The sequence below is a fragment of the Pseudomonas sp. TE36184 genome, from assembly GCF_054060055.1.
The window spans coordinates 3,059,612-3,082,779 of sequence record NZ_JBSSCU010000001.1 but is presented as its reverse complement, the minus strand read 5'-3'; the positions used below and the strand labels follow the sequence as shown (position 1 = coordinate 3,082,779).

Annotated in this window: 27 protein-coding genes; 15 read left to right on the top strand and 12 right to left on the bottom strand. The window is 60.8% G+C overall.

Annotated features, from left to right (window positions below):
- The first annotated feature begins 5 nt into the window (after positions 1-5).
- The 4 genes from kdsA to ispD all read left to right on the top strand — a co-directional run bounded on the left by kdsA (position 6) and on the right by ispD (position 3,447).
- Positions 6-851 carry a 3-deoxy-8-phosphooctulonate synthase gene (gene kdsA / locus ACVWZP_RS13825; protein ID WP_457369859.1) on the top strand — a complete coding sequence of 282 codons (846 nt, stop codon included), beginning with the start codon at positions 6-8 and terminating at the stop codon, positions 849-851.
- Between the two features lie 152 nt (positions 852-1,003).
- On the top strand, positions 1,004-2,293 hold the full coding sequence (gene eno / locus ACVWZP_RS13820) for a phosphopyruvate hydratase (RefSeq protein ID WP_017844757.1): 1,290 nt from the start codon (positions 1,004-1,006) through the stop codon (positions 2,291-2,293).
- 171 nt (positions 2,294-2,464) lie between these two features.
- A complete protein-coding gene (gene ftsB / locus ACVWZP_RS13815) occupies positions 2,465-2,743 on the top strand; it encodes a cell division protein FtsB (protein WP_003172294.1) in 279 nt (92 codons plus the stop codon).
- The gene (gene ispD, locus ACVWZP_RS13810) at positions 2,740-3,447 is read left to right on the top strand and encodes a 2-C-methyl-D-erythritol 4-phosphate cytidylyltransferase (protein ID WP_017844759.1); all 708 of its coding nucleotides are present in this window, start codon (positions 2,740-2,742) and stop codon (positions 3,445-3,447) included. The genes ftsB and ispD overlap by 4 nt, the downstream gene beginning before the upstream one ends.
- A gap of 111 nt (positions 3,448-3,558) precedes the next feature.
- Here ispD and ACVWZP_RS13805 read toward each other — a convergent pair whose 3' ends face one another.
- A complete protein-coding gene (locus ACVWZP_RS13805) occupies positions 3,559-4,461 on the bottom strand; it encodes a LysR substrate-binding domain-containing protein (RefSeq protein ID WP_079442990.1) in 903 nt (300 codons plus the stop codon).
- Positions 4,462-4,570: 109 nt separating this feature from the next.
- Between ACVWZP_RS13805 and ACVWZP_RS13800 the strand changes: the two genes are divergently transcribed.
- From ACVWZP_RS13800 to rpoS, 8 genes are all read left to right on the top strand, one after another.
- Positions 4,571-5,683: an S-(hydroxymethyl)glutathione dehydrogenase/class III alcohol dehydrogenase gene (locus ACVWZP_RS13800; protein WP_057004721.1), complete on the top strand. Its 1,113-nt coding sequence runs from the start codon at positions 4,571-4,573 to the stop codon at positions 5,681-5,683.
- Between the two features lie 8 nt (positions 5,684-5,691).
- Complete coding sequence (gene fghA, locus ACVWZP_RS13795; RefSeq protein WP_017844762.1) at positions 5,692-6,537, top strand: S-formylglutathione hydrolase; 846 nt, start codon at positions 5,692-5,694, stop codon at positions 6,535-6,537.
- Positions 6,538-6,591: 54 nt separating this feature from the next.
- A complete protein-coding gene (gene ispF, locus ACVWZP_RS13790) occupies positions 6,592-7,065 on the top strand; it encodes a 2-C-methyl-D-erythritol 2,4-cyclodiphosphate synthase (RefSeq protein WP_017844763.1) in 474 nt (157 codons plus the stop codon).
- Complete coding sequence (gene truD, locus ACVWZP_RS13785) at positions 7,062-8,120, top strand: tRNA pseudouridine(13) synthase TruD (RefSeq protein WP_457369858.1); 1,059 nt, start codon at positions 7,062-7,064, stop codon at positions 8,118-8,120. Before ispF ends, truD begins: the two co-directional genes overlap by 4 nt.
- The gene (surE, locus tag ACVWZP_RS13780; protein WP_457369857.1) at positions 8,108-8,857 is read left to right on the top strand and encodes a 5'/3'-nucleotidase SurE; all 750 of its coding nucleotides are present in this window, start codon (positions 8,108-8,110) and stop codon (positions 8,855-8,857) included. Before truD ends, surE begins: the two co-directional genes overlap by 13 nt.
- A gap of 41 nt (positions 8,858-8,898) precedes the next feature.
- Positions 8,899-9,534, top strand: a complete 636-nt coding sequence (locus ACVWZP_RS13775; protein ID WP_169850588.1) for a protein-L-isoaspartate(D-aspartate) O-methyltransferase — start codon at positions 8,899-8,901, stop codon at positions 9,532-9,534.
- 209 nt (positions 9,535-9,743) lie between these two features.
- Positions 9,744-10,580 carry a peptidoglycan DD-metalloendopeptidase family protein gene (locus ACVWZP_RS13770; protein ID WP_079442991.1) on the top strand — a complete coding sequence of 279 codons (837 nt, stop codon included), beginning with the start codon at positions 9,744-9,746 and terminating at the stop codon, positions 10,578-10,580.
- Between the two features lie 105 nt (positions 10,581-10,685).
- On the top strand, positions 10,686-11,690 hold the full coding sequence (rpoS, locus tag ACVWZP_RS13765; RefSeq protein ID WP_017844767.1) for an RNA polymerase sigma factor RpoS: 1,005 nt from the start codon (positions 10,686-10,688) through the stop codon (positions 11,688-11,690).
- Between the two features lie 189 nt (positions 11,691-11,879).
- Here rpoS and ACVWZP_RS13760 read toward each other — a convergent pair whose 3' ends face one another.
- Positions 11,880-12,089 carry a cold-shock protein gene (locus tag ACVWZP_RS13760; RefSeq protein WP_002554837.1) on the bottom strand — a complete coding sequence of 70 codons (210 nt, stop codon included), beginning with the start codon at positions 12,087-12,089 and terminating at the stop codon, positions 11,880-11,882.
- Between the two features lie 399 nt (positions 12,090-12,488).
- Between ACVWZP_RS13760 and dcd the strand changes: the two genes are divergently transcribed.
- Positions 12,489-13,055 carry a dCTP deaminase gene (gene dcd, locus ACVWZP_RS13755; RefSeq protein WP_017844768.1) on the top strand — a complete coding sequence of 189 codons (567 nt, stop codon included), beginning with the start codon at positions 12,489-12,491 and terminating at the stop codon, positions 13,053-13,055.
- Between the two features lie 107 nt (positions 13,056-13,162).
- Positions 13,163-13,360 (top strand): hypothetical protein, encoded by a 198-nt coding sequence (locus tag ACVWZP_RS13750; RefSeq protein WP_046490227.1) that lies wholly within the window; start codon positions 13,163-13,165, stop codon positions 13,358-13,360.
- 233 nt (positions 13,361-13,593) lie between these two features.
- Here ACVWZP_RS13750 and ACVWZP_RS13745 read toward each other — a convergent pair whose 3' ends face one another.
- From ACVWZP_RS13745 to ACVWZP_RS13700, 10 genes are all read right to left on the bottom strand, one after another.
- Entirely contained in the window at positions 13,594-14,358 is a 765-nt protein-coding gene (locus tag ACVWZP_RS13745; protein ID WP_010563548.1) for an ABC transporter ATP-binding protein, read from the bottom strand.
- Positions 14,359-14,371: 13 nt separating this feature from the next.
- The gene (locus tag ACVWZP_RS13740; RefSeq protein WP_457369856.1) at positions 14,372-15,490 is read right to left on the bottom strand and encodes a succinylglutamate desuccinylase/aspartoacylase family protein; all 1,119 of its coding nucleotides are present in this window, start codon (positions 15,488-15,490) and stop codon (positions 14,372-14,374) included.
- A gap of 9 nt (positions 15,491-15,499) precedes the next feature.
- Entirely contained in the window at positions 15,500-16,210 is a 711-nt protein-coding gene (locus ACVWZP_RS13735) for an ABC transporter permease (protein ID WP_017844772.1), read from the bottom strand.
- A complete protein-coding gene (locus ACVWZP_RS13730) occupies positions 16,207-16,935 on the bottom strand; it encodes an ABC transporter permease (RefSeq protein WP_457369855.1) in 729 nt (242 codons plus the stop codon). The genes ACVWZP_RS13735 and ACVWZP_RS13730 overlap by 4 nt, the downstream gene beginning before the upstream one ends.
- 57 nt (positions 16,936-16,992) lie before the next feature.
- Positions 16,993-17,772: a transporter substrate-binding domain-containing protein gene (locus ACVWZP_RS13725; protein WP_046384451.1), complete on the bottom strand. Its 780-nt coding sequence runs from the start codon at positions 17,770-17,772 to the stop codon at positions 16,993-16,995.
- 263 nt (positions 17,773-18,035) lie between these two features.
- A complete protein-coding gene (locus ACVWZP_RS13720) occupies positions 18,036-20,477 on the bottom strand; it encodes a penicillin acylase family protein (RefSeq protein WP_457369854.1) in 2,442 nt (813 codons plus the stop codon).
- Between the two features lie 102 nt (positions 20,478-20,579).
- Positions 20,580-20,786 (bottom strand): SEC-C metal-binding domain-containing protein, encoded by a 207-nt coding sequence (locus ACVWZP_RS13715; RefSeq protein WP_057975615.1) that lies wholly within the window; start codon positions 20,784-20,786, stop codon positions 20,580-20,582.
- Positions 20,783-21,265 carry an LEA type 2 family protein gene (locus tag ACVWZP_RS13710; RefSeq protein ID WP_046384449.1) on the bottom strand — a complete coding sequence of 161 codons (483 nt, stop codon included), beginning with the start codon at positions 21,263-21,265 and terminating at the stop codon, positions 20,783-20,785. Before ACVWZP_RS13710 ends, ACVWZP_RS13715 begins: the two co-directional genes overlap by 4 nt.
- 21 nt (positions 21,266-21,286) lie before the next feature.
- Positions 21,287-21,757 carry a YchJ family protein gene (locus tag ACVWZP_RS13705; RefSeq protein WP_017844777.1) on the bottom strand — a complete coding sequence of 157 codons (471 nt, stop codon included), beginning with the start codon at positions 21,755-21,757 and terminating at the stop codon, positions 21,287-21,289.
- A gap of 4 nt (positions 21,758-21,761) precedes the next feature.
- Positions 21,762-22,259, bottom strand: coding sequence for a DUF6231 family protein (locus ACVWZP_RS13700; protein WP_017844778.1), 498 nt, complete (start codon positions 22,257-22,259; stop codon positions 21,762-21,764).
- 190 nt (positions 22,260-22,449) lie between these two features.
- On the opposite strand from ACVWZP_RS13700, the gene ACVWZP_RS13695 reads away from it, so the two are divergent.
- Positions 22,450-23,145 carry an OmpA family protein gene (locus tag ACVWZP_RS13695; protein ID WP_026139770.1) on the top strand — a complete coding sequence of 232 codons (696 nt, stop codon included), beginning with the start codon at positions 22,450-22,452 and terminating at the stop codon, positions 23,143-23,145.
- Positions 23,146-23,168 lie beyond the last annotated feature (23 nt).

Sequence of the window (23,168 nt, the reverse complement as noted above, 5' to 3'; positions counted from 1 at the left end):
AGCTGATGGCCCAGAAGATCATTCGCGTAGGCGACATCGAGATTGCCAACGACAAGCCCATGGTGCTGTTCGGCGGCATGAACGTGCTGGAAAGCCGCGACATGGGGATGCAGGTCTGTGAAGAGTACGTCAAGGTTACCCAGAAACTGGGTATCCCTTATGTGTTCAAGGCCAGCTTCGACAAGGCCAACCGTTCGTCCGTGACCTCCTATCGCGGCCCGGGCCTTGAAGAAGGCATGCGGATCTTCCAGGACATCAAGCAAGCCTTCGGCGTGCCGATCATCACCGACGTCCACGAGCCTGAACAGGCTGCCGTGGTCGCCGAGGTGTGCGACATCATCCAGTTGCCGGCCTTCCTGTCGCGCCAGACCGACCTCGTGGTCGCCATGGCCAAGACCGGTGCGGTGATCAATATCAAGAAAGCCCAGTTCCTCGCGCCCCAGGAAATGAAGCACATCCTGAACAAGTGCGTGGAAGCGGGTAACGACCAGTTGATCCTCTGCGAGCGCGGTTCGAGCTTCGGCTACAACAACCTCGTGGTGGACATGCTCGGTTTCGGCATCATGAAACAGTTCGAATACCCGGTGTTCTTCGACGTGACCCACGCGCTGCAAATGCCGGGTGGCCGCGCCGATTCCGCTGGCGGGCGTCGTGCCCAGGTATTGGACCTGGCCAAGGCCGGCATCAGCCAGTCCCTGGCCGGCCTGTTCCTGGAAGCCCACCCGGACCCGGACAACGCCAAATGCGACGGTCCTTGCGCCCTGCGCCTGGACAAACTGGAGCCATTCCTGGCCCAGCTCAAGCAGTTGGACGAACTGGTCAAGAGTTTTCCGACGGTAGAGACCGCGTAAGCGCCAGTTCTCCGTGCAGGAGCCGAGCTTGCTCGCGATGAGGCCCGAGAGGGCACTATTACTGGCAAGTTCGTTCCAAATATTGCAATGTGCGCGACAAGTTAAATCGAGCGGTATAGAGCATTTTCGTCAACTTTGGAGTGTTTACAACAATGGCAAAAATCGTCGACATCAAAGGTCGTGAAGTTCTCGACTCCCGTGGCAACCCCACCGTCGAAGCCGACGTGCTTCTCGATAACGGCATCATCGGCAGCGCTTGCGCGCCGTCCGGTGCTTCCACAGGTTCCCGCGAAGCGCTGGAACTGCGTGATGGCGACAAGAGCCGTTACCTGGGCAAGGGTGTCCTCAAGGCGGTAGCCAACATCAACGGTCCGATTCGCGACCTGTTGCTGGGCAAAGACCCGCTGGACCAGAAAGCCCTGGACCACGCGATGATCAAACTCGACGGCACTGAAAACAAAGGCAGCCTGGGTGCCAACGCCATCCTCGCCGTGTCCCTGGCCGCCGCCAAGGCCGCCGCGCAGGACCAGGACCTGCCGCTGTACGCCCACATCGCCAACCTCAACGGCACTCCGGGTGTGTACTCGATGCCGGTGCCGATGATGAACATCATCAACGGCGGCGAGCACGCCGATAACAACGTCGACATCCAGGAATTCATGGTGCAGCCGGTTGGCGCCAAGACCTTCTCCGAAGGCCTGCGCATGGGCACCGAGATTTTCCATCACCTCAAGGCTGTGCTGAAGGCCCGTGGCCTGAGCACCGCCGTGGGTGACGAAGGTGGTTTCGCGCCGAACCTGGCGTCCAACGAAGATGCACTGAAAGTCATCTCCGAAGCCGTAGCCAACGCCGGCTACACCCTGGGCACCGACGTGACCCTGGCCCTGGACTGCGCCGCCAGCGAATTCTACGAAGACGGTAAGTACAACCTGTCCGGCGAAGGCCAGGTGTTCAACTCCGAAGGTTTTGCCGAGTACCTCAAGGGCCTGACCCAGCGCTACCCGATCATCTCGATCGAAGACGGCCTGGACGAGTCCGACTGGGACGGCTGGAAAATCCTCACCGACAAGATCGGCGAAAAAATCCAGCTGGTGGGCGACGACCTGTTCGTGACCAACACCAAGATCCTGAAAGAAGGCATCGACAAGAAGATCGCCAACTCGATCCTGATCAAGTTCAACCAGATCGGCACCCTGACCGAAACCCTGGAAGCCATCCAGATGGCCAAGGCTGCGGGCTACACCGCCGTGATCTCGCACCGCTCCGGCGAAACCGAAGACTCGACCATTGCCGACCTGGCCGTGGGCACGTCGGCGGGCCAGATCAAGACCGGCTCGCTGTGCCGTTCCGATCGCGTGTCCAAGTACAACCAATTGCTGCGTATCGAAGAGCAACTGGCGGGTAAAGCCAAGTACAACGGTCGCAGCGAGTTTCGCGGCTGATCAGTAAATGGTAAAAAGTCGGCAGATTGTGTCGGAAAAATCACGAGAGTGTGAAATTCGACGCTAATCTGATGACGATCAAGCACAAGCCTGGGTCTTCCAGGCTTCGTGCTATCCGTTGCTGCAAAAGTTTTGTATGGCGGTCTTTTTTCACTGGATACCCGATATTCGATGCGCAGTCCCAATTGGTTGTTCCTCGTCTTGCTCTTGTTGCTGGCTGGCCTGCAGTACCGCCTATGGGTGGGTAATGGCAGCTTTGCGCAGGTAAAAGACCTGACCCAGCAAATTGCCGACCAGCACGCCGAAAACGAACGCCTGCTGGAGCGCAATCGCGTTCTCGATGCCGAGGTGCTTGAGCTGAAAAAAGGCACGGAGACCGTCGAAGAGCGGGCTCGCCATGAGTTGGGCATGGTCAAGGAGGGCGAAACCCTCTACCAGTTGGCCCAATGAATCACCGTTTGCCGGCCTTCTGGGCCGTGATTCCTGCCGCGGGCATCGGTGCCCGTATGGCTGCGGACCGTCCCAAGCAGTACTTGCAACTGGGCGGGCGCACTATTCTCGAACACAGCCTTGGCTGTTTTCTCGACCACCCCTCGCTCAAGGGCCTGGTGGTCAGTCTTGCTGTTGATGACCCTTACTGGCCTCACCTCGCGTGTGCCGCTGACCCGCGTATCCAGCGGGCGGACGGTGGCTCGGAGCGTTCGGGCTCGGTACTCAATGCGTTGCTGCAGCTCAATGCCCTGGGTGCCAGCGATGATGATTGGGTCTTGGTGCATGATGCGGCGCGGCCTAACCTGAGTCGTGACGATCTCGACAAACTGCTCGCCGAACTCGCGGACGATCCGGTGGGTGGCCTGCTGGCTGTGCCGGCCCGCGATACCCTCAAGCGTGTAGACAAGCACGGTCGCGTCATCGAGACCGTCGACCGCAGCTTGATCTGGCAGGCCTACACGCCGCAGATGTTCCGCCTGGGTGCGCTGCACCGTGCACTGGCCGACAGCCTTGTGGCCGATGCGGTCATTACCGACGAAGCGTCGGCCATGGAATGGTCTGGCCAGGCGCCGCGCCTGATCGAAGGGCGCTCGGACAATATCAAGGTGACCCGGCCCGAGGACCTGGAATGGCTGCGACTACGCTGGGCCAATCGGCTGTAGGAGCGAGCTTGCTCGCGAAAAACGTCAACGATAACGCGGACAATCTGGATTGAAGCGGCGCTCTCAAGTTTTTCGCGAGCAAGCTCGCTCCTACATAAACGATAAACGCCATCAATGCTCAGCACCGTACTCGGGCCGTTCGGCCAACCCTGCCTTTAAATAATCCACCAGCTTCCTGACCTTCGGCGACAAATGCCGCTGCTGCGGATACAACGCCCACACCGCCGTATTCGGCGGCTGATGCGCTTCCAGTAACGACACCAGCGCGCCACTGTGCAAATGCTCGAGCACGTAATAGTCCGGCAACTGACACAAGCCCACCCCTTGCAACGCCGCGTCCAACACCGCCTGCCCACTGTTGCAGCGCCAGTTGCCCTGCACCCTTTGGGAAAATTCGCGCCCGTCCTGGGCCAGTTGCCAGATGTCCGAGCTGCCGATCAGGCAGTTGTGCCGAGTCAATTCCGACAAACTGTGCGGCCGCCCATACCGCGCCAGGTAGGACGGCGACGCGCACAAGTACATGCGGCGCGGCGCCAGGCGGCTGGCGACCATGCGCGAGTCTTGCAGGCGTCCCAGGCGAATCGCCAGGTCGAGACCTTCGTGTACCAAGTCCAACTGACGATTGCTCAGTTCGATGTCCACCCGCAGTTGCGGGTAAAGCCCCATGAACCGCGTCACCAACGGCACGATGAATCGTTCGCCATACGCCACGGCGCAGGTCATGCGCAGCATGCCCTTGGGCTCGCTGGCGAGGTCGCCGACGGCGCGCAGGGCCTCTTCGCGGCCATCCTGCAGGCGCTGGCAGTGTTGCAGAAAGGTCTGGCCGGCTTCGGTCAGGGTCACCTTGCGCGTACTGCGATACAGCAAGCGCGTTTGCAGCCGTTCTTCCAGGCGAGCCACTTGCCGGCTGATGTGCGACGAAGATACCCCAAGGCGTTCCGCCGCCGCGGTGAATTGGCTGCATTCAGCGACGGCGACGAACTCATCGATGCCTTCCCAGCGGTTTTCCAGCATGGCGATTATCCCTGTACAGCAATAAAGTTTTGCTTTTGCCTGGATTATTAATCAGCGGGGCATGTTTTACACTCGCCGTCTTAGTTTTTAACTCCCAGGAGAAACCCGGATGATCAAGTCCCGCGCCGCCGTAGCCTTCGAAGCCAAGAAGCCCCTCGAGATCGTAGAAGTGGATGTCGCCATGCCCAAGGCCGGCGAAGTGCTGTTGCGCGTGGTTGCGTCCGGCGTGTGCCATACCGACGCCTACACGTTGTCGGGCGCCGACCCGGAAGGCATCTTCCCGTCGATTCTCGGCCATGAAGGCGGTGCGGTGGTTGAGGCGATCGGCGAGGGCGTGACCTCGGTTGCAGTCGGCGACCATGTGATCCCGCTCTACACCCCGGAGTGCGGCAAGTGCAAATTCTGCCTGTCGGGCAAGACCAACCTGTGCCAGGCGATTCGTGCCACCCAGGGCAAAGGCCTGATGCCCGATGGCACCACGCGTTTCTCCTACAAGGGTCAGCCGATTTTCCACTACATGGGCACCTCGACCTTTTCCGAGTACACCGTGCTGCCGGAAATTTCCGTGGCGAAGATTCCTAAAGACGCGCCGCTGGAAAAAGTCTGCCTGCTCGGCTGTGGCGTCACCACCGGTATCGGTGCGGTGATCAACACCGCCAAGGTCAAGCCCGGCGATACCGTCGCCATCTTCGGCTTGGGCGGTATCGGCCTGTCGGCGGTAATCGGCGCGGTAAAAGCCAAGGCCGGTCGCATCATCGCCATCGACATCAACCCGGCCAAGTTCGAAATCGCCAAGCAACTGGGCGCCACCGACTGCATCAACCCGAAAGACTACGATCGCCCGATCCAGGACGTGATTGTCGATTTGACTGACGGCGGCGTGGACTTTTCCTTCGAGTGCATCGGCAACGTGCAACTGATGCGCGCCGCCCTCGAGTGCTGCCACAAAGGCTGGGGCGAATCGGTGATCATCGGCGTTGCCGGTGCCGGCCAGGAAATTTCCACCCGTCCATTCCAGCTGGTGACCGGCCGCGTCTGGCGCGGTTCGGCCTTTGGCGGCGTGCGTGGTCGCAGCGAGCTGCCCAGCTACGTGGAAATGGCCCAGAACGGCGAGATCCCGTTGGACACCTTCATCACCCACACCATGGGCCTGGAAGACATCAACAAAGCGTTTGATCTGATGCATGAAGGCAAGAGCATTCGTACCGTCATTCACTTCTGAGGTCGGCCATGAGTCTGGAAAACCTGTCGTGCCAGAAGAGCTTCGGCGGCTGGCATAAACGCTACAAGCATCATTCCGAGGTGCTCGGTTGCGACATGACCTTCGCCGTCTACCTGCCGCCGCAAGCGGAGCAGGGCGGCAAGCTGCCGGTGGTGTACTGGCTGTCCGGGTTGACCTGCACCGATGAAAACTTCATGCAGAAAGCCGGCGCCCAGCGCATGGCGGCCGAACTGGGGCTGATCATTGTTGCGCCGGACACCAGCCCGCGTGGTCCTGGGGTGCCGGGCGATCCGGACAACGCCTGGGATTTCGGCCTGGGGGCCGGGTTCTATCTGAATGCCACCCAGGAACCCTGGGCCAAGCACTATCGGATGCATGACTACGTGGTGCAGGAATTGCCGGCGTTGGTTGAGGCGCATTTCCCGGCTTCGCAGAAGCGCGGTATCAGCGGCCACTCCATGGGCGGCCACGGTGCGCTGGTATGTGCATTGCGCAACCCCGGGCGTTACCTATCGGTGTCGGCGTTTTCGCCGATCAACAACCCGATGGATTGCCCATGGGGCCAGAAAGCCTTCTCCCGTTACCTGGGCGAAGAGCGCTCGAAGTGGCGCGAGTGGGACGCTTGCGTGCTGATCAGCGAAGCCGCGGAAAAGCTGCCGTTGCTGGTGGACCAGGGCGACCGCGACGACTTCCTCGCGGTGCAGCTCAAGCCCGAAGCCCTGCAGCAAGCGGCGAAAGCGGCCAACCATCCGCTCGAACTGCGCCTGCAACCGGGCTACGACCACAGCTACTTCTTTATCGCCAGCTTCATCGAAGATCATTTGCGACATCATGGCCGTGCTTTGCTCGGTTAATATGCGACAAAAGTAGGTAGAATCACGCCCTGAATTAAATCGGGGCGTTTTTTTATGCGTATTGGCCACGGCTACGATGTGCACCGTTTCGCTGAAGGCGATTTCATCACCCTGGGCGGCGTGCGGATCGCGCACCACCATGGGTTGCTGGCTCATTCCGACGGCGATGTCCTGCTGCACGCGTTGAGCGACGCCTTGCTCGGCGCCGCGGCGCTCGGCGATATCGGCAAGCACTTTCCGGACACCGACCCGACCTTCAAGGGCGCGGACAGCCGGGTATTGCTGCGCCATGTGGTCGGCCTGATCCACGCCAAAGGCTGGAAGGTCGGCAACGTCGATAACACCATCGTGGCCCAGGCGCCGAAAATGGCCCCCCACATCGAGTCGATGCGCGCGCTGATCGCGGCGGATCTGCACATTGAATTGGATCAAGTGAACGTGAAAGCCACCACCACCGAAAAGCTCGGGTTTACCGGTCGTGAAGAGGGCATCGCGGTACATTCCGTCGCTTTGTTGCTGCGCGCATGAACGACTTGCAACTGCTGGGCCCGCGGGCCTATGGCGAGGCCTTGGGCAGCGCCGTGCTGAAGGCTACCGCGGAAGATTTCCAGGTCGACGAAGTGCTCGATATCCCGCTGAGCGGTGAGGGTGAGCACCTGTGGCTGTGGGTGGAAAAGCGTGGCCTCAACACCGAAGAAGCCGCGCGCCGGATCGCCAAGGCCGCCGGCGTGCCGTTGCACACCGTCAGCTATGCCGGGCTCAAGGATCGCCAGGCGTTGACCCGCCAGTGGTTCAGTGTGCAACTGCCGGGCAAGGCCGATCCGGACCTGAGCGGCGCGGAAAACGACACCCTCAAGATCCTCAAGACCGGCCGCCACAAGCGCAAGCTGCAACGCGGTGCTCATTCGGCCAACGGTTTTACCTTGCGCCTGACGCAACTGGCGGGGGATCACGCGGCCATCGATGCGCGCTTGCAACTGATCGCCCAGCACGGCATTCCCAATTATTTCGGCACCCAGCGCTTTGGCCACAACGGCGGCAACGTGGTGGATGCGCGTGAGTGGGCGGCCCGCAAGGCCTTGCCGGAGCAGCGCAACGTGCGTTCGCGGTTGCTGTCGACGGCGCGCAGTTACCTCTTCAACAAAGTGTTGGCGGCCCGTGTCGCGGACGGTTCCTGGCAGCGTGCGCAGGTCGGCGATCTGCTGGCCTTCACCGACAGCCGCAGTTTTTTCCCGGCGGGGGAGGCTGAATGCAGCGACCCGCGCCTGGCGATCCTCGATCTGCACCCCACCGGACCGCAGTGGGGCGAAGGCGATTCGCCAGCCAGCGGTGCAACCCAGGCGCTGGAGCAGGCGGTTGCCGCCAGTGAGGCCGACCTGCGCGATTGGCTGGTGAATGCCGGCATGAGCCAGGAACGTCGCATTCTGCGACTGCCCATTGGCGGGTTGACGTGGCATTATCCCGGGCCTGACATTCTGCAATTGGAATTCGTCCTGCCGGCCGGATGCTTCGCCACTGTCTTGGTGCGCGAGCTTGTTGATCTGGTGCCGGTGGGGCAGACGGACAGCCCATGCGTATTCTGATATCAAATGACGACGGTGCCACCGCACCCGGCCTCGCCGCGCTTCATGCTGCGCTGGCGGATTACGCCGAGTGCGTGGTGGTTGCCCCCGACCAGGACAAGAGCGGCGCCAGCAGTTCGCTGACGCTCGACCGTCCGCTGCACGTGCACGTTCTGGCCAATGGCTATATCAGCGTGAACGGCACCCCCACCGACTGCGTACACCTGGCGATCAACAGTTTGTTGGAACAGGAGCCGGACCTGGTGGTGTCGGGCATCAACCTCGGCGCCAACCTGGGGGATGACGTGCTGTATTCCGGCACGGTGGCGGCGGCCCTGGAAGGGCGTTTCCTGGGGCGGACCTCGTTTGCCTTTTCGTTGACCTCGCGTCAATTGGACAACCTGCCGACGGCCGCGCATTTCGCGCGCAAGCTGGTGGAGGCCCACGGTTCCCTCGATCTGCCGCCCCGGACGGTGCTTAACGTCAATATCCCCAACTTGCCCCTCGAGCATATTCGCGGTATCCAGCTCACGCGCCTGGGCCATCGCGCCCGCGCGGCGGCGCCGTTGAAGGTGGTCGACCCGCGTGGCAAGGAAGGTTATTGGATCGCCGCTGCGGGCGATGCCGAAGACGGTGGGCCGGGCACTGACTTTCATGCGGTGATGCAAGGCTATGTATCGATTACCCCGTTGCAGCTCGATCGCACCTTCAGTGATGCCTTCAGTAGTCTCGATGGCTGGCTGGAGGACTTGCGCTGATGGCTCGTGAACAAGACGACCTGTTGCGTCGCGGCATCGGGATGACCTCCCAGCGCACCCGCGAGCGTCTGATCCAGCGCCTGTACGAAGAAGGCCTGTCCAACGCCCAGGTACTGGAAGTGATCCGGCGCACGCCCCGGCACCTGTTTGTCGATGAGGCCCTGGCCCATCGCGCCTATGAAGACACGGCGTTGCCGATCGGGCATAACCAGACCATTTCCCAGCCGTATATGGTTGCGCGCATGAGCGAGCTGCTGCTGGCGGCGGGCCCGTTGGACAAGGTGCTGGAGATCGGCACCGGTTCCGGCTACCAGACTGCCGTGCTGTCGCAGTTGGTAGAGCGCGTGTTCTCGGTGGAGCGCATCAAGGTGCTGCAGGACCGCGCCAAGGAACGCCTGGTGGAACTGAACCTGCGCAACGTGGTGTTCCGCTGGGGCGATGGCTGGGAAGGCTGGCCGGCGCTGGCGCCGTATAACGGCATCATCGTCACCGCGGTCGCCACCGATGTACCGCAGGCGTTGCTCGATCAACTGGCCCCCGGCGGTCGGCTGGTGATCCCGGTGGGTTCCGGCGAAGTGCAACAATTGATGCTCATTATCCGTGAAGACGAAGGCTTTTCCCGGCATGTGCTCGGCGCCGTGCGTTTCGTGCCGTTGCTCAATGGCCCGTTGGCCTGATCATTTATTCGCGAGCAGTGAATTCTGTTGGCGGCGATGTGTCTTACGGCGGGGTCTATAGAGTCAACATGATCGGTCGTTGGTTTTAAACGCGATGAATCTTTCGTTTCAGTCGTGTGCCAGTAAAAAGCCAATGCCCAGTTATACTTACGACATATTTCAAGCCTGATACAGGCATTCATGTTCAGCCACCACAAAGGGAGCGGCGGGTGAGTCTCACAGGTCTTGCGCAGCGTATGAGTAAAACAAGCTTTCAGCGACTGGTGCTTGGCCTTGTCTTGAGTTCCTTATTGGCGGCTTGTTCGAGCACGCCTTCCGGGGGCGCGAGGGTGGTTGATCGCACGAATGCCGCGCCGCAGAAGCCGACCGTGACCACGGGGCAGTATGTGGTGCGCAAGGGCGATACGCTGTTTTCGATTGCCTTCCGCTATGGCTGGGACTACAAGGCGCTCGCCGCGCGCAACAATATTCCGGTGCCCTACACGATACATCCGGGTCAGACGATTCGCTTCGATGGACGCACCGGTTCAACACCGACGTCAGTGGTGACAAACACCACATCTTCGCCCTCGTCCTCGAGCAGAACCACGATCATCACGCGGCCTGCAGGCAGCGCCGCGCCTGCGGTTGCGAGCAAACCGGCAGCCGCGCCGCTGCCGCCTGCGGGGCCTGCGCCGACCGGCTGGGGATGGCCGTCGAACGGCGTATTGATTGGAAAATTCTCTTCAAACGGTAGTTTGAATAAAGGCATTGATATCGCCGGGGATTTGGGACAGCCTGTTTTAGCTGCATCTGATGGGACAGTGGTGTACGCCGGGAGTGGTTTGCGGGGCTACGGCGAGCTGGTCATCATCAAACACAGCGATACCTACGTCAGTGCTTACGGCCACAACCGTAGGCTGTTGGTTCGGGAGGGGCAGCAGGTCAAAGTCGGACAGACAATTGCCGAAATGGGGTCAACTGGTACAGACCGGGTGAAACTGCACTTTGAGATTCGCCGCCAAGGGAAACCTGTAGATCCTCTGCAATTCCTACCCCGTCGTTGATGTGTTGCCAGCCTGTTCCCTCACGTAGAAGGAACAGGCTCCAGCGTTGCCAAGGATAAAGGCGTCGCTTGAGCTTGAGGTCGAACTCACCAAAGGACTATAACAATGGCTCTCAGTAAAGAAGCGCCGGAGTTTGACATCGACGATGAGGTTCTCCTTACGGAGACCGGCATCGCTATGGAATCGATGTCGAATGAGGGAATGGCTGTACCTTCAGTTCGCACCAAATCCAAGAACTCCACTGCGTTAAAGCAACATAAGTACATTGACTACACGCGGGCGCTCGATGCGACCCAGCTGTACCTCAATGAAATCGGCTTTTCCCCTCTGCTGACTCCCGAAGAAGAAGTCCATTTTGCGCGCTTGTCGCAAAAGGGCGATCCGGCTGGGCGCAAGCGCATGATTGAAAGCAACCTGCGCCTGGTGGTGAAAATCGCCCGACGCTACGTCAATCGTGGGCTGTCCCTGTTGGACCTGATCGAGGAGGGCAACCTGGGCTTGATCCGGGCGGTGGAGAAGTTCGACCCCGAACGCGGCTTCCGCTTCTCGACCTATGCCACCTGGTGGATTCGTCAGACCATCGAACGGGCGATCATGAATCAAACCCGCACGATCCGGTTGCCGATCCATGTGGTCAAGGAGCTCAACGTCTACCTGCGGGCGGCGCGTGAGCTGACACAAAAACTCGATCATGAACCCTCTCCCGAAGAAATCGCCAACCTGCTGGAAAAACCGGTGGGCGAGGTCAAGCGCATGCTCGGTCTTAACGAGCGCGTGTCTTCGGTCGACGTCTCGCTGGGCCCGGATTCGGACAAAACCCTGCTGGACACCCTGACGGATGATCGCCCGACAGACCCTTGCGAGCTGTTGCAGGACGATGATCTTTCCCAAAGCATTGACCAGTGGTTGTCGGAGCTTACGGACAAGCAGCGCGAGGTGGTGATTCGCCGCTTCGGCCTGCGCGGTCATGAGAGCAGCACCCTGGAGGATGTAGGCCTGGAGATCGGCTTGACCCGTGAGCGGGTGCGGCAGATCCAGGTAGAAGGGCTCAAGCGCTTGCGTGAGATCCTGGAGAAGAACGGCTTGTCGAGCGAGTCGTTGTTTCAGTAACGACGCAGTCTGAATGTGGGAGGGGGCTTGCTCCCGATGGCAGTGGATCAGTCACTGGATGTATTGACTGACCCACCGCCATCGGGAGTAAGCCCCCTCCCATATTTTTTGCGCTCATGCATGCCCAAATCCAGGCATAAAAAAACCCCGCTTTTAAGGGCGGGGTTCTTTCGACTGAGTCAGTACAAGTTAGATAACTTGAACTTCTTCAGCTTGCATGCCTTTCTGACCGCGGGTAGCGATGAAAGAAACCTGTTGGCCTTCTTTCAGGCTTTTGAAGCCGTCGGATTGGATAGCTTTGAAGTGAACGAACAGGTCGTCACCGGATTGTGGAGTGATGAAGCCGAAGCCTTTTTCATCGTTGAACCACTTAACGGTACCAGTTTGGCGATTAGACATGGTGTATCTCCTTGGACAAAGTTAACTGCGACTCAGGAAAAGCCCTGGCCGAGACTGAGTGCAAAGAGCAGGAAAAATTCTTGGAGATGGTTGGATCGAAATTCAACATATCGTGTAGAGATTCTCAGTGACACAAGCAGCACAGTGGCGCCACCTTAACCCTTTTTCCGGAACGTGCCAATGGTATTTCCGAAGGTTTCTCTAATTTCGTGACTGGCGGTGGTATTTACGTCCGTCGTGCACGCCGATTCGGGTCCCGGCCCCAATGGGCGCGGCTTGTACAAGGCGGGCATTGATCAACACATTCGTCAACAAAAGCCCCACGCCCTTTGAACCCCAACGCCTGCCCCGGTAAGATGCCCAACAGAATTTTTCCACCTCGCTATCAGGACACCCGCCATGAGCATCAAATCGGACAAGTGGATTCGCCGCATGGCGCAAGAGCACGGCATGATCGAACCGTTCGTTGAGCGCCAGATCCGTGGTGACGACGCCGATCGCGTGATTTCGTATGGTGTTTCCAGCTACGGCTACGACGTGCGTTGTGCCGATGAGTTCAAGGTGTTCACCAATATCAACTCGGCGATCGTCGATCCGAAGAACTTCGACGAAAAGAGCTTCGTCGACGTCAAGAGCGACGTGTGCATCATCCCGCCCAACTCCTTCGCCCTGGCGCGCACCGTGGAGTTCTTCCGTATTCCCCGCGACGTGCTGACCATCTGCCTGGGTAAAAGCACTTACGCGCGCTGCGGCATCATCGTCAACGTGACGCCGCTTGAGCCTGAGTGGGAAGGTCACGTCACCCTGGAATTCTCCAACACCACCACCCTGCCAGCGAAGATCTATGCCAACGAAGGCGTGGCGCAGATGCTGTTCCTGCAGTCCGATGAGGCCTGTGAAGTGTCCTATAAGGACCGTGCTGGCAAGTACCAGGGCCAGCGCGGCGTCACCTTGCCACGCGCTTGATCGAAAGCTCCTACGCGTAAAGGGAATTAGTCTGCGGAAAGTGACTCTATTGGGTGTACTGCTTCGGTGCGTGCAATGCGCGCCGAGCCACGCTTGAGGAGTACCTTATGAAGCTCGACCCGCGAATCAGCGCCGAACTCGCCCGGCTTGAACCCAACCAGATTGGCGTGATGGCGTGGTCCCTGATGGCCGACCCTGCCTATGCGGGTGGTCTCCCCGGTCAACCTGACCCGGATTCCCCTGAGCCTACCGAACCTGGCGAACCGACCCTTCCGGACGAGCCGCCACCCGCGCCGATGGCCTGATGCCTGCAGATTGGAATATGGTCAGTCCTTCCGCGGGCTGGCCATTTCTCCTGGCGGCCGATCACAAATATCTGCCGTGTTGCACTCAGTATCCCCAGCAAAGCCCCAAAACGCGGGCAGCGGGCTGCCTGCGCGCTTATCGTGGATTGCCGCGCTCAAGCGCATGGGCCGGCTGGGCGGGCTCTCAGAGCGCTTAGGCGGCGCCGGGGGCGCGTGGGAAGATCGGCGAAGGCTTACTTCAGATTGCCACTCAGGAACTGTTGCAGGCGCTCACTTTTCGGGTTGCCCAGCACATCCTCCGGCGTGCCTTGCTCTTCCACCAGGCCCTTGTGCAGGAACAGCACCTGGCTCGACACCTTGCGCGCAAAGCTCATCTCGTGGGTCACCATGATCATGGTGCGGCCTTCCTCGGCCAGGCCCTGGATCACCTTCAGCACTTCGCCCACCAGCTCCGGGTCGAGGGCCGAGGTGGGTTCGTCGAACAGCATCACTTCCGGTTCCATCGCCAGGGCGCGGGCGATGGCCACGCGTTGCTGCTGGCCGCCGGAGAGAAATGCCGGATATTGATCGGCCACGCGGGCCGGCAGTCCGACTTTGTCCAGGTAGCGACGGGCACGGTCTTCGGCGTCTTTCTTACTGCAGCCCAGCACCCGGCGCGGGGCCATGGTGATGTTTTCCAGCACGCTCATGTGGCTCCACAGGTTGAAGTGCTGGAACACCATCGCCAGGCGTGTGCGCAGGCGCTGCAGCTCGGCATCGTCGGCCACGCGCATGCCGTGGCGGTCGCTGACCATGCGGATCGGCTTGTCATCCAGGGTCATCGCGCCGTCGTTGGGGGTTTCCAGAAAGTTGATGCAGCGCAGGAAGGTGCTCTTGCCCGAGCCGCTGGCGCCGATCAGGCTGATCACGTCACCGGTCTTGGCCTTGAGCGAGACGCCTTTGAGCACTTCATTGTCGCCATAGCTTTTATGCAGGCCTTCAACGGTCAGTTTGTACATGGGGCGTGCATCCTCAAGGCGAAAGTAGGTAGCCGCTGCGGTAGGCCTCTGAACCTGCGACATGGCCGATGACCATCCCCGCAGTGGCCATGCGCCGTAGCGAACGGGCGTAAAGCAGGCCGGCGTTTTGACAATGCACAGGCGTTACGCGGTCAGTAATGGGGTCGATGATTTCGGCGATCAGTTGCCCGGCTTCGAGGTATTCGCCGGGCAAGGCGCTGAACACCAGCAGGCCGCCGACCGGCGTCGCCACCGGTTCGACTCCCGCCAGCGGGGTGGCCGGGTAGGGCAGGGCGGGCAGCGGTGCCACGTCGCCGGCAATCGCGCCGAAGTGAATCAGGTAGTCGATGATCGCCTGGCAGTCGAGGCCGGCCAGGCCGTGGTTGACGTCACCCTGGCCGCGCAGCTCGACGGTCACCGAAAAGCTGCCCACGGGGATCGGGAAGCGCTCGCCGAAGCGTTGCTGCAATTGCCACCACACCAGGCTGAAGCACTCATCGAAAGATTGCCCGCCGGAATCGGTGGCCAGCAAGTTGGCCTCCGAGCCGATATAGCGCGCCAACGGCTCCACCTGCGGCCAGGCCTCGGGCGTGGTGTACAGGTGCGCCACGGCTTCGAAATCGCAATGCAGGTCGAGCACCATGTCGGCATCGCAGGCCAGGCGTTGCAGCACCAGGCGCTGGGACTGCAACTGTGTCGCGGCGGTTTGTGCGGCCAGCGCGGTGGAGAGTGCCGTGCGGATCAATTCGACGTTGCGCTGGGGATCATCCCCGAGCGAATCCTCGACCCGATCGCCCACCTCTTCACTGAGGTCGACAAACAGGCGATTGAAGTTCTGCCCGCTTTCCAGCTCATAGCGGCCCAGCGGGATGTCCATCAACACTTGTTCGAGGCCCGCCGGGTTGGCGATCGGCACCAGCACGATCTCGCTGCGCAAGCGCCCGGCGGCGGCCAGTTGCGCCAGGCGCGCCTTGAGGTGCCAGGCCACCAGCATGCCCGGCAATTCATCGGCATGCAGTGACGACTGGATGTAGACCTTGCGTTCGGCCAGCTCCGGGCCGAAGTGGAAACTGTGAATCTGCCGTGCCGTGCCAGGCACGGGCGCGATCAGTTCATGAACCTGATGACGCATGAAGGCTCCTTAGTGGCTCGGCCCGAGGAAGGCCAGCCAGCGGCGCTCCGCCAGACGAAACAGACCGACCAGGGCAAAGGTCACGGTCAGGTAGATCAGCGCAGCGATGCCGAACGATTGAAAGGTGAGGAACGTGGCCGAGTTGGCGTCCCGGGCCACTTTGAGAATGTCCGGGATCGTCGCGGTAAACGCCACTGTCGTCGAGTGCAGCATCAAAATCACTTCGTTGCTGTAGTACGGCAATGAACGGCGCAGGGCCGACGGCATGATGACATAGGCGTACAGCTTCCAGCCGCTGAGGCCGTAGGCTTTGGCCGCTTCGACTTCGCCGTGGGCCATGCTGCGGATCGCCCCGGCGAAAATCTCCGTGGTGTAGGCGCAGGTGTTGAGGGCAAAGGCCAGGACCGTGCAGTTCATCGCATCGCGAAAGAACGCATCCAGCACCGGTTGGGCGCGCACGGCGGCGATGCTGTAGATGCCGGTGTAACAGATCAGCAATTGGATATAGAGCGGCGTGCCGCGAAACAGGTAGGTGTAGAACTGCACCGGCCAGCGCACCAAGGGATTGCGCGACACCCGGGCGATGGACAGCGGAATCGACACCAGGAAGCCGATCACCAGCGAGGCGCTGAGCAACCACATGGTCATGGCCAGGCCGGTGATGTGCTGGCCATCGCTGTAAAGGAATGGGCGCCAGTATTCCTGCAAGAGTTCGATCATCGCACGGCCTCCCGCGAGCCTGCCGAATAGCGACGTTCAAGACGGCGCAGGACAAAGTTGGACGCACTGGTGATCAGCAGGTAGATCAGTGCGGCGATCACCAGGAAGTAAAACAGCTGATAGGTGCTCTTGCCGGCATCCTGCGCGGCCTTGACCAGATCCGCGAGGCCGATGATCGACACCAGTGCGGTGGCCTTGAGCATTACCATCCAGTTGTTGCCGATGCCCGGCAGGGCAAAGCGCATCATTTGCGGGAAGGTCACGTAGCGAAACCGCTGCCCGCGCTTGAGGCCGTAAGCCGTGGCGGCTTCCAGTTGACCACGGGGCACCGCGAGGATCGCGCCGCGAAAGGTTTCGGTGAAGTACGCACCGTAAATAAAGCCCAGGGTGATCACCCCGGCGCTGAATGGGTCGATTTCGATGTAGTCCCATTCCATGAAGTCGGTAAGACCGGTCAGCCAGGTTTGCAGGCTGTAGAAAATCAGCAGCATCAGCACCAGGTCGGGCACGCCACGAATCAACGTGGTGTAGAGCTGGGCGGGAATGCGCAGGAACGGCAGGCTGGACAGTTTGGCGCTGGCGCCGAGCAGGCCCAGCAACACGCTGACGGCCAGGGACAGCACCGACAACTTGATGGTCATCCAGGTGCCTTGCAGCAACAGCGGGCCGAAACCCTTCAAACTGAACGCGCTCAGCCCGAGGGTTTGCAACAGTTCTTCGAACATAAATCAGGACCTATGGCGATAAAACAGCGCCCCTCCCGGGAAGGGGCGCCCCAGGCATTATTTGCCGCTGTACAGGTTCAGATCGCCAAAGTGCTTCTTCTGGATGCTGGCGTAGGTGCCATCATCGTGTAACGCTTTGATACCTTTATCCAAAAGGGCCTTCAGCTCAGTGTTACCTTTTTTGATACCGACCGCGGTTTTCGACGGCAGCAATGGGTCGTCAATGGCCGCGCTGACTTCGTAACCGGCACCGGCCGGCGACTTCAGGAAGCCCAGTTCGGCTTGCAGCATGTCCTGCACGGAGGCGTCGAGACGGCCGGAGGTCAGGTCAGCGTAGACCTGGTCCTGGTTGGCATAAGCCTTGGTCGTCACGCCGGCCTTGTCCAGCACGGCCTTGGCGTAGGCTTCCTGGATGGTGCCTTGCTCGTAGCCCACGGTTTTGCCCTTGAGCGACTCAGGCGTGGAGTAGCCGGCGCCCTTCTTGAATACCAGCGAAGTCGGGCCGGAGAACAGTTCGTTGGAGAAGTCGATGGCCTTCATGCGGGCTTCGGTGACGGTCATGGACGAAATCACACCGTCGAATTTGTTGGCTTTGAGGCCTGGAATCATGCCGTCGAAGTCGCTTTCGACCCACTTGCACTTGACCTTCAGTTCGGCGCAGATCGCATTGCCCAGGTCGATGTCGAAGCCCACCAGGCTGCCGTCAGCGGCTTTGGACTCGAACGGCGCGTAGGAAGGATCGACACCAAAACGCAATTCCTTGTATTCCTTGGCCAAGGCGGAACCAGCGGCCATGCACAGAGCCAGTGCAGAAAGGGTCAGCAATGCTTTTTTCATTATGTAATCCCTGGAAACCAAGATAAGCGCTTGTGGCGCGTTTAGGACTGTTACTGAACGGTGTCAGACGGATCACAAGTAGCAATTTCTGCACCATAGTTCCGAATGCAGCTCCGAATGATCGTTTTAAAAGGTGGGAAGAGGGAGCTATGAGTATAGGAGGTGCCCGAAAATGGGCATGAAAAATAGGCTGCACTATTTTGGATCGAGCGCAGATTAAAAAATGTGGGAGCAGTCTTGCCTGCTCCCACCTGTTGGTACGGTTATTTGCCGGGCGTGAGGGTCAGCCTGGCTTTCCCATACACCTTGTCAAAGTTCTGCGGCTGCATCGGGAAGCTCAGGTATTGCGCCTTGAGCGACGGATCGATGCCATTGGCATAGTTCGGGCTGACCGGGTTGCCGGACTGGCCGATACCGCCCTGGCCCGTCATCGGTTCTGCCTGGCCGAAGTCGACAATCATGCGCAGTGCCGGCACTTGGGTGGTGTCGAAACTCTGTCCCCAGTTGTACGGCGCCGGGTTCAGGGTGTTGTGGTCGCCGCCGCTGGCCAGCGGGCCGCGGATCACCTGGCCATTGCGGTTCTTCCAGGTGGTGCTGTGCAGTTTGCCCCACTGCCAGGCCTTGTGATCGGTACCCAGTTGGCTGTCGCCGGCAGTGATCGCAGCGGCCAGGCTGCGGGCGAGGATCGTCGGCTTGTCTTCTTTCTGCGCGGTGCGGACATCGTCCCAGAACGGGCTGTCTTCACGGCCCAGCAGGTGGTCGGCCTGGGCGGCGTAGGACAGGCTCGCGTTGCTGACAAAGGCTTTCCAGCTGGCGCTGTTTTGCGGGCCGAGTTCGTCGAGGAAGATCTGTTTGCTGCTTTCCTGCAGGAACAGCTCATACATCGCTGCGTCGGCGGACGTCGGCGCCAGGCGGCTGTCAAACGCCATCAGACGATTCAACGCTTCACGGGCCTTGGCCTGTTCGGCCGCGGGCAGCGCAGCGATCGCCTGTTTCAGCGGCTGCGCCATGCCCGGCGCCTGGAACATGTTCTTGAGCTTGGCGGCGAACGTGGTGGTCTGGTCGTATTGCATGGCGATCATGCTGCGGCTGTCGTGCTTGCCGGCATTGGCCAATTGCGCCAGGCGCTCGCTGCGCTCCGGAGCGTCCCAGGAGTTGGACAGTTGCATGCCATAACCGCGCGGCGCGGTACGCTGGTTGGCGGTGCCGATCCAGCCTTGGGCCGGGTCCTGGTCATAAGGGTGCAGCATCGCGTCGGCGTAACCGTCCCAGTCGAAGCGCGCATCCCAGCCCGGCGAGGGCAGCAGGCCTTCGCCTTCGCGGCGGTTGGGGAAGCGCCCGGTAACCTGCCAGCCGATGTTGCTGGCGTCGGCGAACACCATGTTCAAGGCAATGGCGCGGATTTCCCGGGTCGCATCCGAGGCCTTGGCGGCGTTTTGCGCGCGGGACAGGTCGAAGAACGCATCAAGGCTCTTGTCGTCCTTGAAGTCCGCCGTTTGCAGGGCCAGGCCCAGCCCGCTGGTCAGCGCCTGGCTGCTGTTGAGCAGGGCGCCGTGGCGGGTTTCGTACACCACCTCACGAATCGAGCGTTGGCCTTTGATGAAAAAGGTCTCGTTGCGCACAGCGGCCGGTAGCCATTTACCGTTGTTCTCGTAGTACAGCGCGCTGCCCTGGCGTTTGACCTTTTCCAGGAACAGGTCCTGGGTGTCGCCCTTGACCGTGCTCATGCTCCACGCCACTTTGCCGTTGAAGCCGGACAACAGGGTCGGCAGGCCGGCGATCGAGGCGCCGACGGCCTGGTATTTCGGTGCGCGGATCTGCACGTAGTTCCATGGCGACGGGGCTTGCGGCTGGGCCGCGAGGTCATTGGCCAGCAGGCTCTTGCCGCTGCGGCTGCGTTGCGGGCCGATGGCCCAGTTGCTCGAAGTGGTCACCGCCAGTGAGTTGAGGCTGCTCAGTTGCTGGCTGACCGTGTCCAGCCCGGCCAGGCCGGTGATCTGGCTCAGGTTCACGCCCTTGAGCTTGTCGGCTTCGGCCAGGGGGATCGGCTCATCCGGCGCGCTTGGGGTGAGCCAGGCGAGTTTGTCGACACCGACCTTTTGCGCCAGCACCAGCGACGACAATTCTTCCTGCAGGTTGGCCGACTCGCTGAAATTCAACAGGCAGAACAACAGCGCCGAATCTTCCGGCTTCCAGTACTCGGGTTTGTAGCCGGTCTGGGCCAGGTCCGGCGGCAGCTTGTCGCGGTAGCGGAACAGGTAAGCGTTGACGCCGCGGGCATACACTTCAAAGAAGCGCTTGAGGCGCGGCGACGAGGCGTTGTAGAGCTCGCCGGCGCTTTTTTTCAGGTTGACCGCGCGCATGAAACGGTCGACATCCAGCACCTCGGGGCCGGACATTTCCGCCAGACGGCCCTGGGCCAGCAGGCGCAACGTGACCATCTGCGTGATGCGGTCGCTGGCATGCACATAGCCGAGGCTGAACAGTGCGTCGTGGAAGGTATTGCTTTCAATCAGCGGCATGCCCTGGGCATTGCGGCGTATCGAAACATTCTGCGCGAGGCCCTTGATCGGCTGGACGCCGGTAACGGGTGGCAGGGTGTCCTGGGTGCTCTGGAGCTGGCAACCGGCCAGGCTTAATGCACTGGCCACTGCCGCGGCAACGCCGAACCGGGGAAGAAAATGTGAAAGGGCTGGCGAGGCCATGGCAAAGCTCCTGCGGGGGGTAGCGTCAGTAAAGGCGCTACGTTAGTGAGCGCGGTGAAACGACGCAAGCAGGAGCTAAAGCTTATTTTCAGTAGCCAGGTTTCAAGCGCCGTGGCACTTCTTGAATTTCTTCTCGCTGCCGCACGGGCATGGATCGTTGCGGCCAACGTCTTTCAGGGCGTTGCGCACCGGCTCCTGGTGAGCGTGGCCGCAGTTCGGGCCGTGGACATGGCCGTGGTCGTGGTCGTGATCATGGTGATCGTGATCGTGGTTGCAGTCAGGACCATGGACATGGGGTTGCTGAGTCATCGATGTCGCTCCGGAATAAAATCGCCGGGGATTATCTCGCCATTGTGGTCCACGCGCACGTCATTACCGATGAATAATCCGGTTTTCAGCTCGCCTTCCAACCGATAAGGCACGGGCCGGTCGGGGTTTTTCAGCATCTGCACGACGTCACGGATCTGCGGCCAGAGGTTGGTGCGTACCGAGATCTTGAAAAAGGCGTGGCCACGCGGCGGCACGGTGAGCCATTCGTTGGATTCGCCTTCGGTCAGCAGCAAGCGACCCAGGGTGACCTTGTAGATCAGGCCGCGCACCGTGAGGTCGGCGTCGTCGCGGTTATCCACGCGGAAATACAGCTTGAACTTCTGTTCGAGCAACTTGGCCCGCACCACTTCGACCTTCACCAGGGCGACGTGGGGCGGTGGGGCGTCGTCCTCGAACCATGAGGCGCAGCCACTCAAGCCAAGGGTCAACGCCAGCAACAAGCTGTAAGTGCGGAGCATGGCGCGATCCCTGTGAGGTGGTTAGAGGTAGCTGGAGCAACACTTCTTGAACTTCTGCCCACTCCCGCAGACGCATGCATCATTGCGTCCGGCCTTCACTTCCACGGTGGGGTCGATGAAGTACCAGTGTCCCTCATTCTGTACGAAAGAGGACTGTTCGCGGTGGCTGTGTTCGCCGGTGCTGTCATGCCAGCGCGCGGTAAACGTCACGAACGCATGTTCCGGCTGGCCGCCGAACACCTCGGAGCTTTCCACTTCCAGGCCGAGCCAGGTGCTCTGGGCGCTCCAGGTGGCGATGGCATCACGGTCCAGGCCGGCCTGCTGCGCAGGCAACGTGGTAGCCACCAGGTAGTCCACCAGGCCCAGTACGTAGGCGCTGTAGCGCGAGCGCATCAGCGCGGTGGCGCACGGCGCCGGGTGCCCTGCGTGATAATGGCCGCAGCACGCGTCCAGCAGGTTGCCGCTGCCGCAGGGGCAAATGGATGTACTCATCGGGTTACCACCAATACTTTCCGAAGTTTTCCGGGTTGGCCCAGAAGCGGGCGTTGAGCCAGTCCGGCACCTGTTTATAGTCAAGCAGATCATAGGTAAACAGCGTCAGTACCTGCTCATCGCGCTGGAAGCGCTCGCCGGCCTGCAGGGCCAGGGAGAAGAAGTCAGTGTCTTTCCAGTCGCAGGCGCCCAGGTCGACCAGCACCGCAATGCGGCTGGCATTGAGGTTACGGATGCCGCCCAGCAGGGTCAGGCCTTGTGGTTTTGACAGGTGCTCCAGGCAATCGACCACCAGCGCCAGGTCAAAACGCTGCGCCGCGAGGTCCGCCGGCAGCGCGCCAGGCGTCGCGACGGACACCTGGGTCTCAGGGTGCGCCTTTTGAAAGGCCTCCAGCGCCGGGAACTGGCTGGCACCCAACAGCAACAGGCGTTTGGGCTGGTGCAAATCGAGCAAGGCAGCCAGGGCTTGCTGGGGTGTACGGGAAGAAATACCAGCGGTCATCAGAGATCCTCACATCAGGACCCTAGAGACTAGCGCGGCTGAGCGTGCGGGCCTAGAGCGGGTGGTTGCGAAAAGTCCTTCAAGTACGCCCATCCTCAATGAATCCGGGGGTGTGACGTACTGGCGCAGTTGAAAGGAGCGGTCTTTACTCCACCCATCGGCCCCTGCCGATCCCCTCAGGAGAAATCAAATGAGCATCATGCGGACAGCTCTACCCTTGGTTCTGCTCACCGGAGTATTGACAGGTTGTGCAGGTTTGCAAAAAACCGATTGGCCCACCTGCGCCGCCGTGGGCGGCGTGACCGGTGCGGCGATCGGTGCGACGGAAAGCTCAGCCTATGCCGGCTACGGCGCGTTGTTGATCGGCGGCATGGCCGGCGCCTATTGCTGGGTACACGGCGATGGTGACGAAGACGGCGACGGCGTGCCGGACAGCCGCGACAAGTGCCCCGGCACGCCGAAAGGCGTACAGGTCGATGCCAATGGTTGCCCTCCTGCGCCACCCGCGGCGGTGGTTGAAGAGGTGGTTGTGGTCAAGGAAGAAACCATCGTGATTCGCGATGTCCACTTCCAGTTCGACTCGGCGAAGCTGACGGCGGCGGACAAAACCGCGCTCGACACCATCGCCACCCGCCTGAAACGCGAAGCCCCGAGCGCCCAGTTGCGGGTCAGCGGGCATACCGACAGCGTCGGCAAGGACGCCTACAACCAGACACTCTCGGAAAAACGCGCACATTCGGTGACGGACTACCTGATCGGCGCCGGTGTGCCTCGCAGTAACTTCGTGTCGGTGACCGGTGCGGGCGAAAGTCATCCGGTGGCTGACAACAAAACCGCTGAAGGCCGTGCCCTGAACCGCCGCGTAGAAATCCAGATCAACCGCTGACAGGCCTTGCCCCTGTGGGATTC

What these genes read in the sequence shown, in the direction of transcription:
- kdsA (WP_457369859.1), top strand. Translation starts at nt 6, where the DNA reads ATGGCCCAGAAGATCATTCGCGTAGGCGACATCGAGATTGCCAACGAC.
- eno (WP_017844757.1), top strand. Translation starts at nt 1,004, where the DNA reads ATGGCAAAAATCGTCGACATCAAAGGTCGTGAAGTTCTCGACTCCCGT.
- ftsB (WP_003172294.1), top strand. Translation starts at nt 2,465, where the DNA reads ATGCGCAGTCCCAATTGGTTGTTCCTCGTCTTGCTCTTGTTGCTGGCT.
- ispD (WP_017844759.1), top strand. Translation starts at nt 2,740, where the DNA reads ATGAATCACCGTTTGCCGGCCTTCTGGGCCGTGATTCCTGCCGCGGGC.
- ACVWZP_RS13805 (WP_079442990.1), bottom strand. Translation starts at nt 4,461, where the DNA reads ATGCTGGAAAACCGCTGGGAAGGCATCGATGAGTTCGTCGCCGTCGCT.
- ACVWZP_RS13800 (WP_057004721.1), top strand. Translation starts at nt 4,571, where the DNA reads ATGATCAAGTCCCGCGCCGCCGTAGCCTTCGAAGCCAAGAAGCCCCTC.
- fghA (WP_017844762.1), top strand. Translation starts at nt 5,692, where the DNA reads ATGAGTCTGGAAAACCTGTCGTGCCAGAAGAGCTTCGGCGGCTGGCAT.
- ispF (WP_017844763.1), top strand. Translation starts at nt 6,592, where the DNA reads ATGCGTATTGGCCACGGCTACGATGTGCACCGTTTCGCTGAAGGCGAT.
- truD (WP_457369858.1), top strand. Translation starts at nt 7,062, where the DNA reads ATGAACGACTTGCAACTGCTGGGCCCGCGGGCCTATGGCGAGGCCTTG.
- surE (WP_457369857.1), top strand. Translation starts at nt 8,108, where the DNA reads ATGCGTATTCTGATATCAAATGACGACGGTGCCACCGCACCCGGCCTC.
- ACVWZP_RS13775 (WP_169850588.1), top strand. Translation starts at nt 8,899, where the DNA reads ATGACCTCCCAGCGCACCCGCGAGCGTCTGATCCAGCGCCTGTACGAA.
- rpoS (WP_017844767.1), top strand. Translation starts at nt 10,686, where the DNA reads ATGGCTCTCAGTAAAGAAGCGCCGGAGTTTGACATCGACGATGAGGTT.
- ACVWZP_RS13760 (WP_002554837.1), bottom strand. Translation starts at nt 12,089, where the DNA reads ATGTCTAATCGCCAAACTGGTACCGTTAAGTGGTTCAACGATGAAAAA.
- dcd (WP_017844768.1), top strand. Translation starts at nt 12,489, where the DNA reads ATGAGCATCAAATCGGACAAGTGGATTCGCCGCATGGCGCAAGAGCAC.
- ACVWZP_RS13750 (WP_046490227.1), top strand. Translation starts at nt 13,163, where the DNA reads ATGAAGCTCGACCCGCGAATCAGCGCCGAACTCGCCCGGCTTGAACCC.
- ACVWZP_RS13745 (WP_010563548.1), bottom strand. Translation starts at nt 14,358, where the DNA reads ATGTACAAACTGACCGTTGAAGGCCTGCATAAAAGCTATGGCGACAAT.
- ACVWZP_RS13740 (WP_457369856.1), bottom strand. Translation starts at nt 15,490, where the DNA reads ATGCGTCATCAGGTTCATGAACTGATCGCGCCCGTGCCTGGCACGGCA.
- ACVWZP_RS13735 (WP_017844772.1), bottom strand. Translation starts at nt 16,210, where the DNA reads ATGATCGAACTCTTGCAGGAATACTGGCGCCCATTCCTTTACAGCGAT.
- ACVWZP_RS13730 (WP_457369855.1), bottom strand. Translation starts at nt 16,935, where the DNA reads ATGTTCGAAGAACTGTTGCAAACCCTCGGGCTGAGCGCGTTCAGTTTG.
- ACVWZP_RS13725 (WP_046384451.1), bottom strand. Translation starts at nt 17,772, where the DNA reads ATGAAAAAAGCATTGCTGACCCTTTCTGCACTGGCTCTGTGCATGGCC.
- ACVWZP_RS13720 (WP_457369854.1), bottom strand. Translation starts at nt 20,477, where the DNA reads ATGGCCTCGCCAGCCCTTTCACATTTTCTTCCCCGGTTCGGCGTTGCC.
- ACVWZP_RS13715 (WP_057975615.1), bottom strand. Translation starts at nt 20,786, where the DNA reads ATGACTCAGCAACCCCATGTCCATGGTCCTGACTGCAACCACGATCAC.
- ACVWZP_RS13710 (WP_046384449.1), bottom strand. Translation starts at nt 21,265, where the DNA reads ATGCTCCGCACTTACAGCTTGTTGCTGGCGTTGACCCTTGGCTTGAGT.
- ACVWZP_RS13705 (WP_017844777.1), bottom strand. Translation starts at nt 21,757, where the DNA reads ATGAGTACATCCATTTGCCCCTGCGGCAGCGGCAACCTGCTGGACGCG.
- ACVWZP_RS13700 (WP_017844778.1), bottom strand. Translation starts at nt 22,259, where the DNA reads ATGACCGCTGGTATTTCTTCCCGTACACCCCAGCAAGCCCTGGCTGCC.
- ACVWZP_RS13695 (WP_026139770.1), top strand. Translation starts at nt 22,450, where the DNA reads ATGAGCATCATGCGGACAGCTCTACCCTTGGTTCTGCTCACCGGAGTA.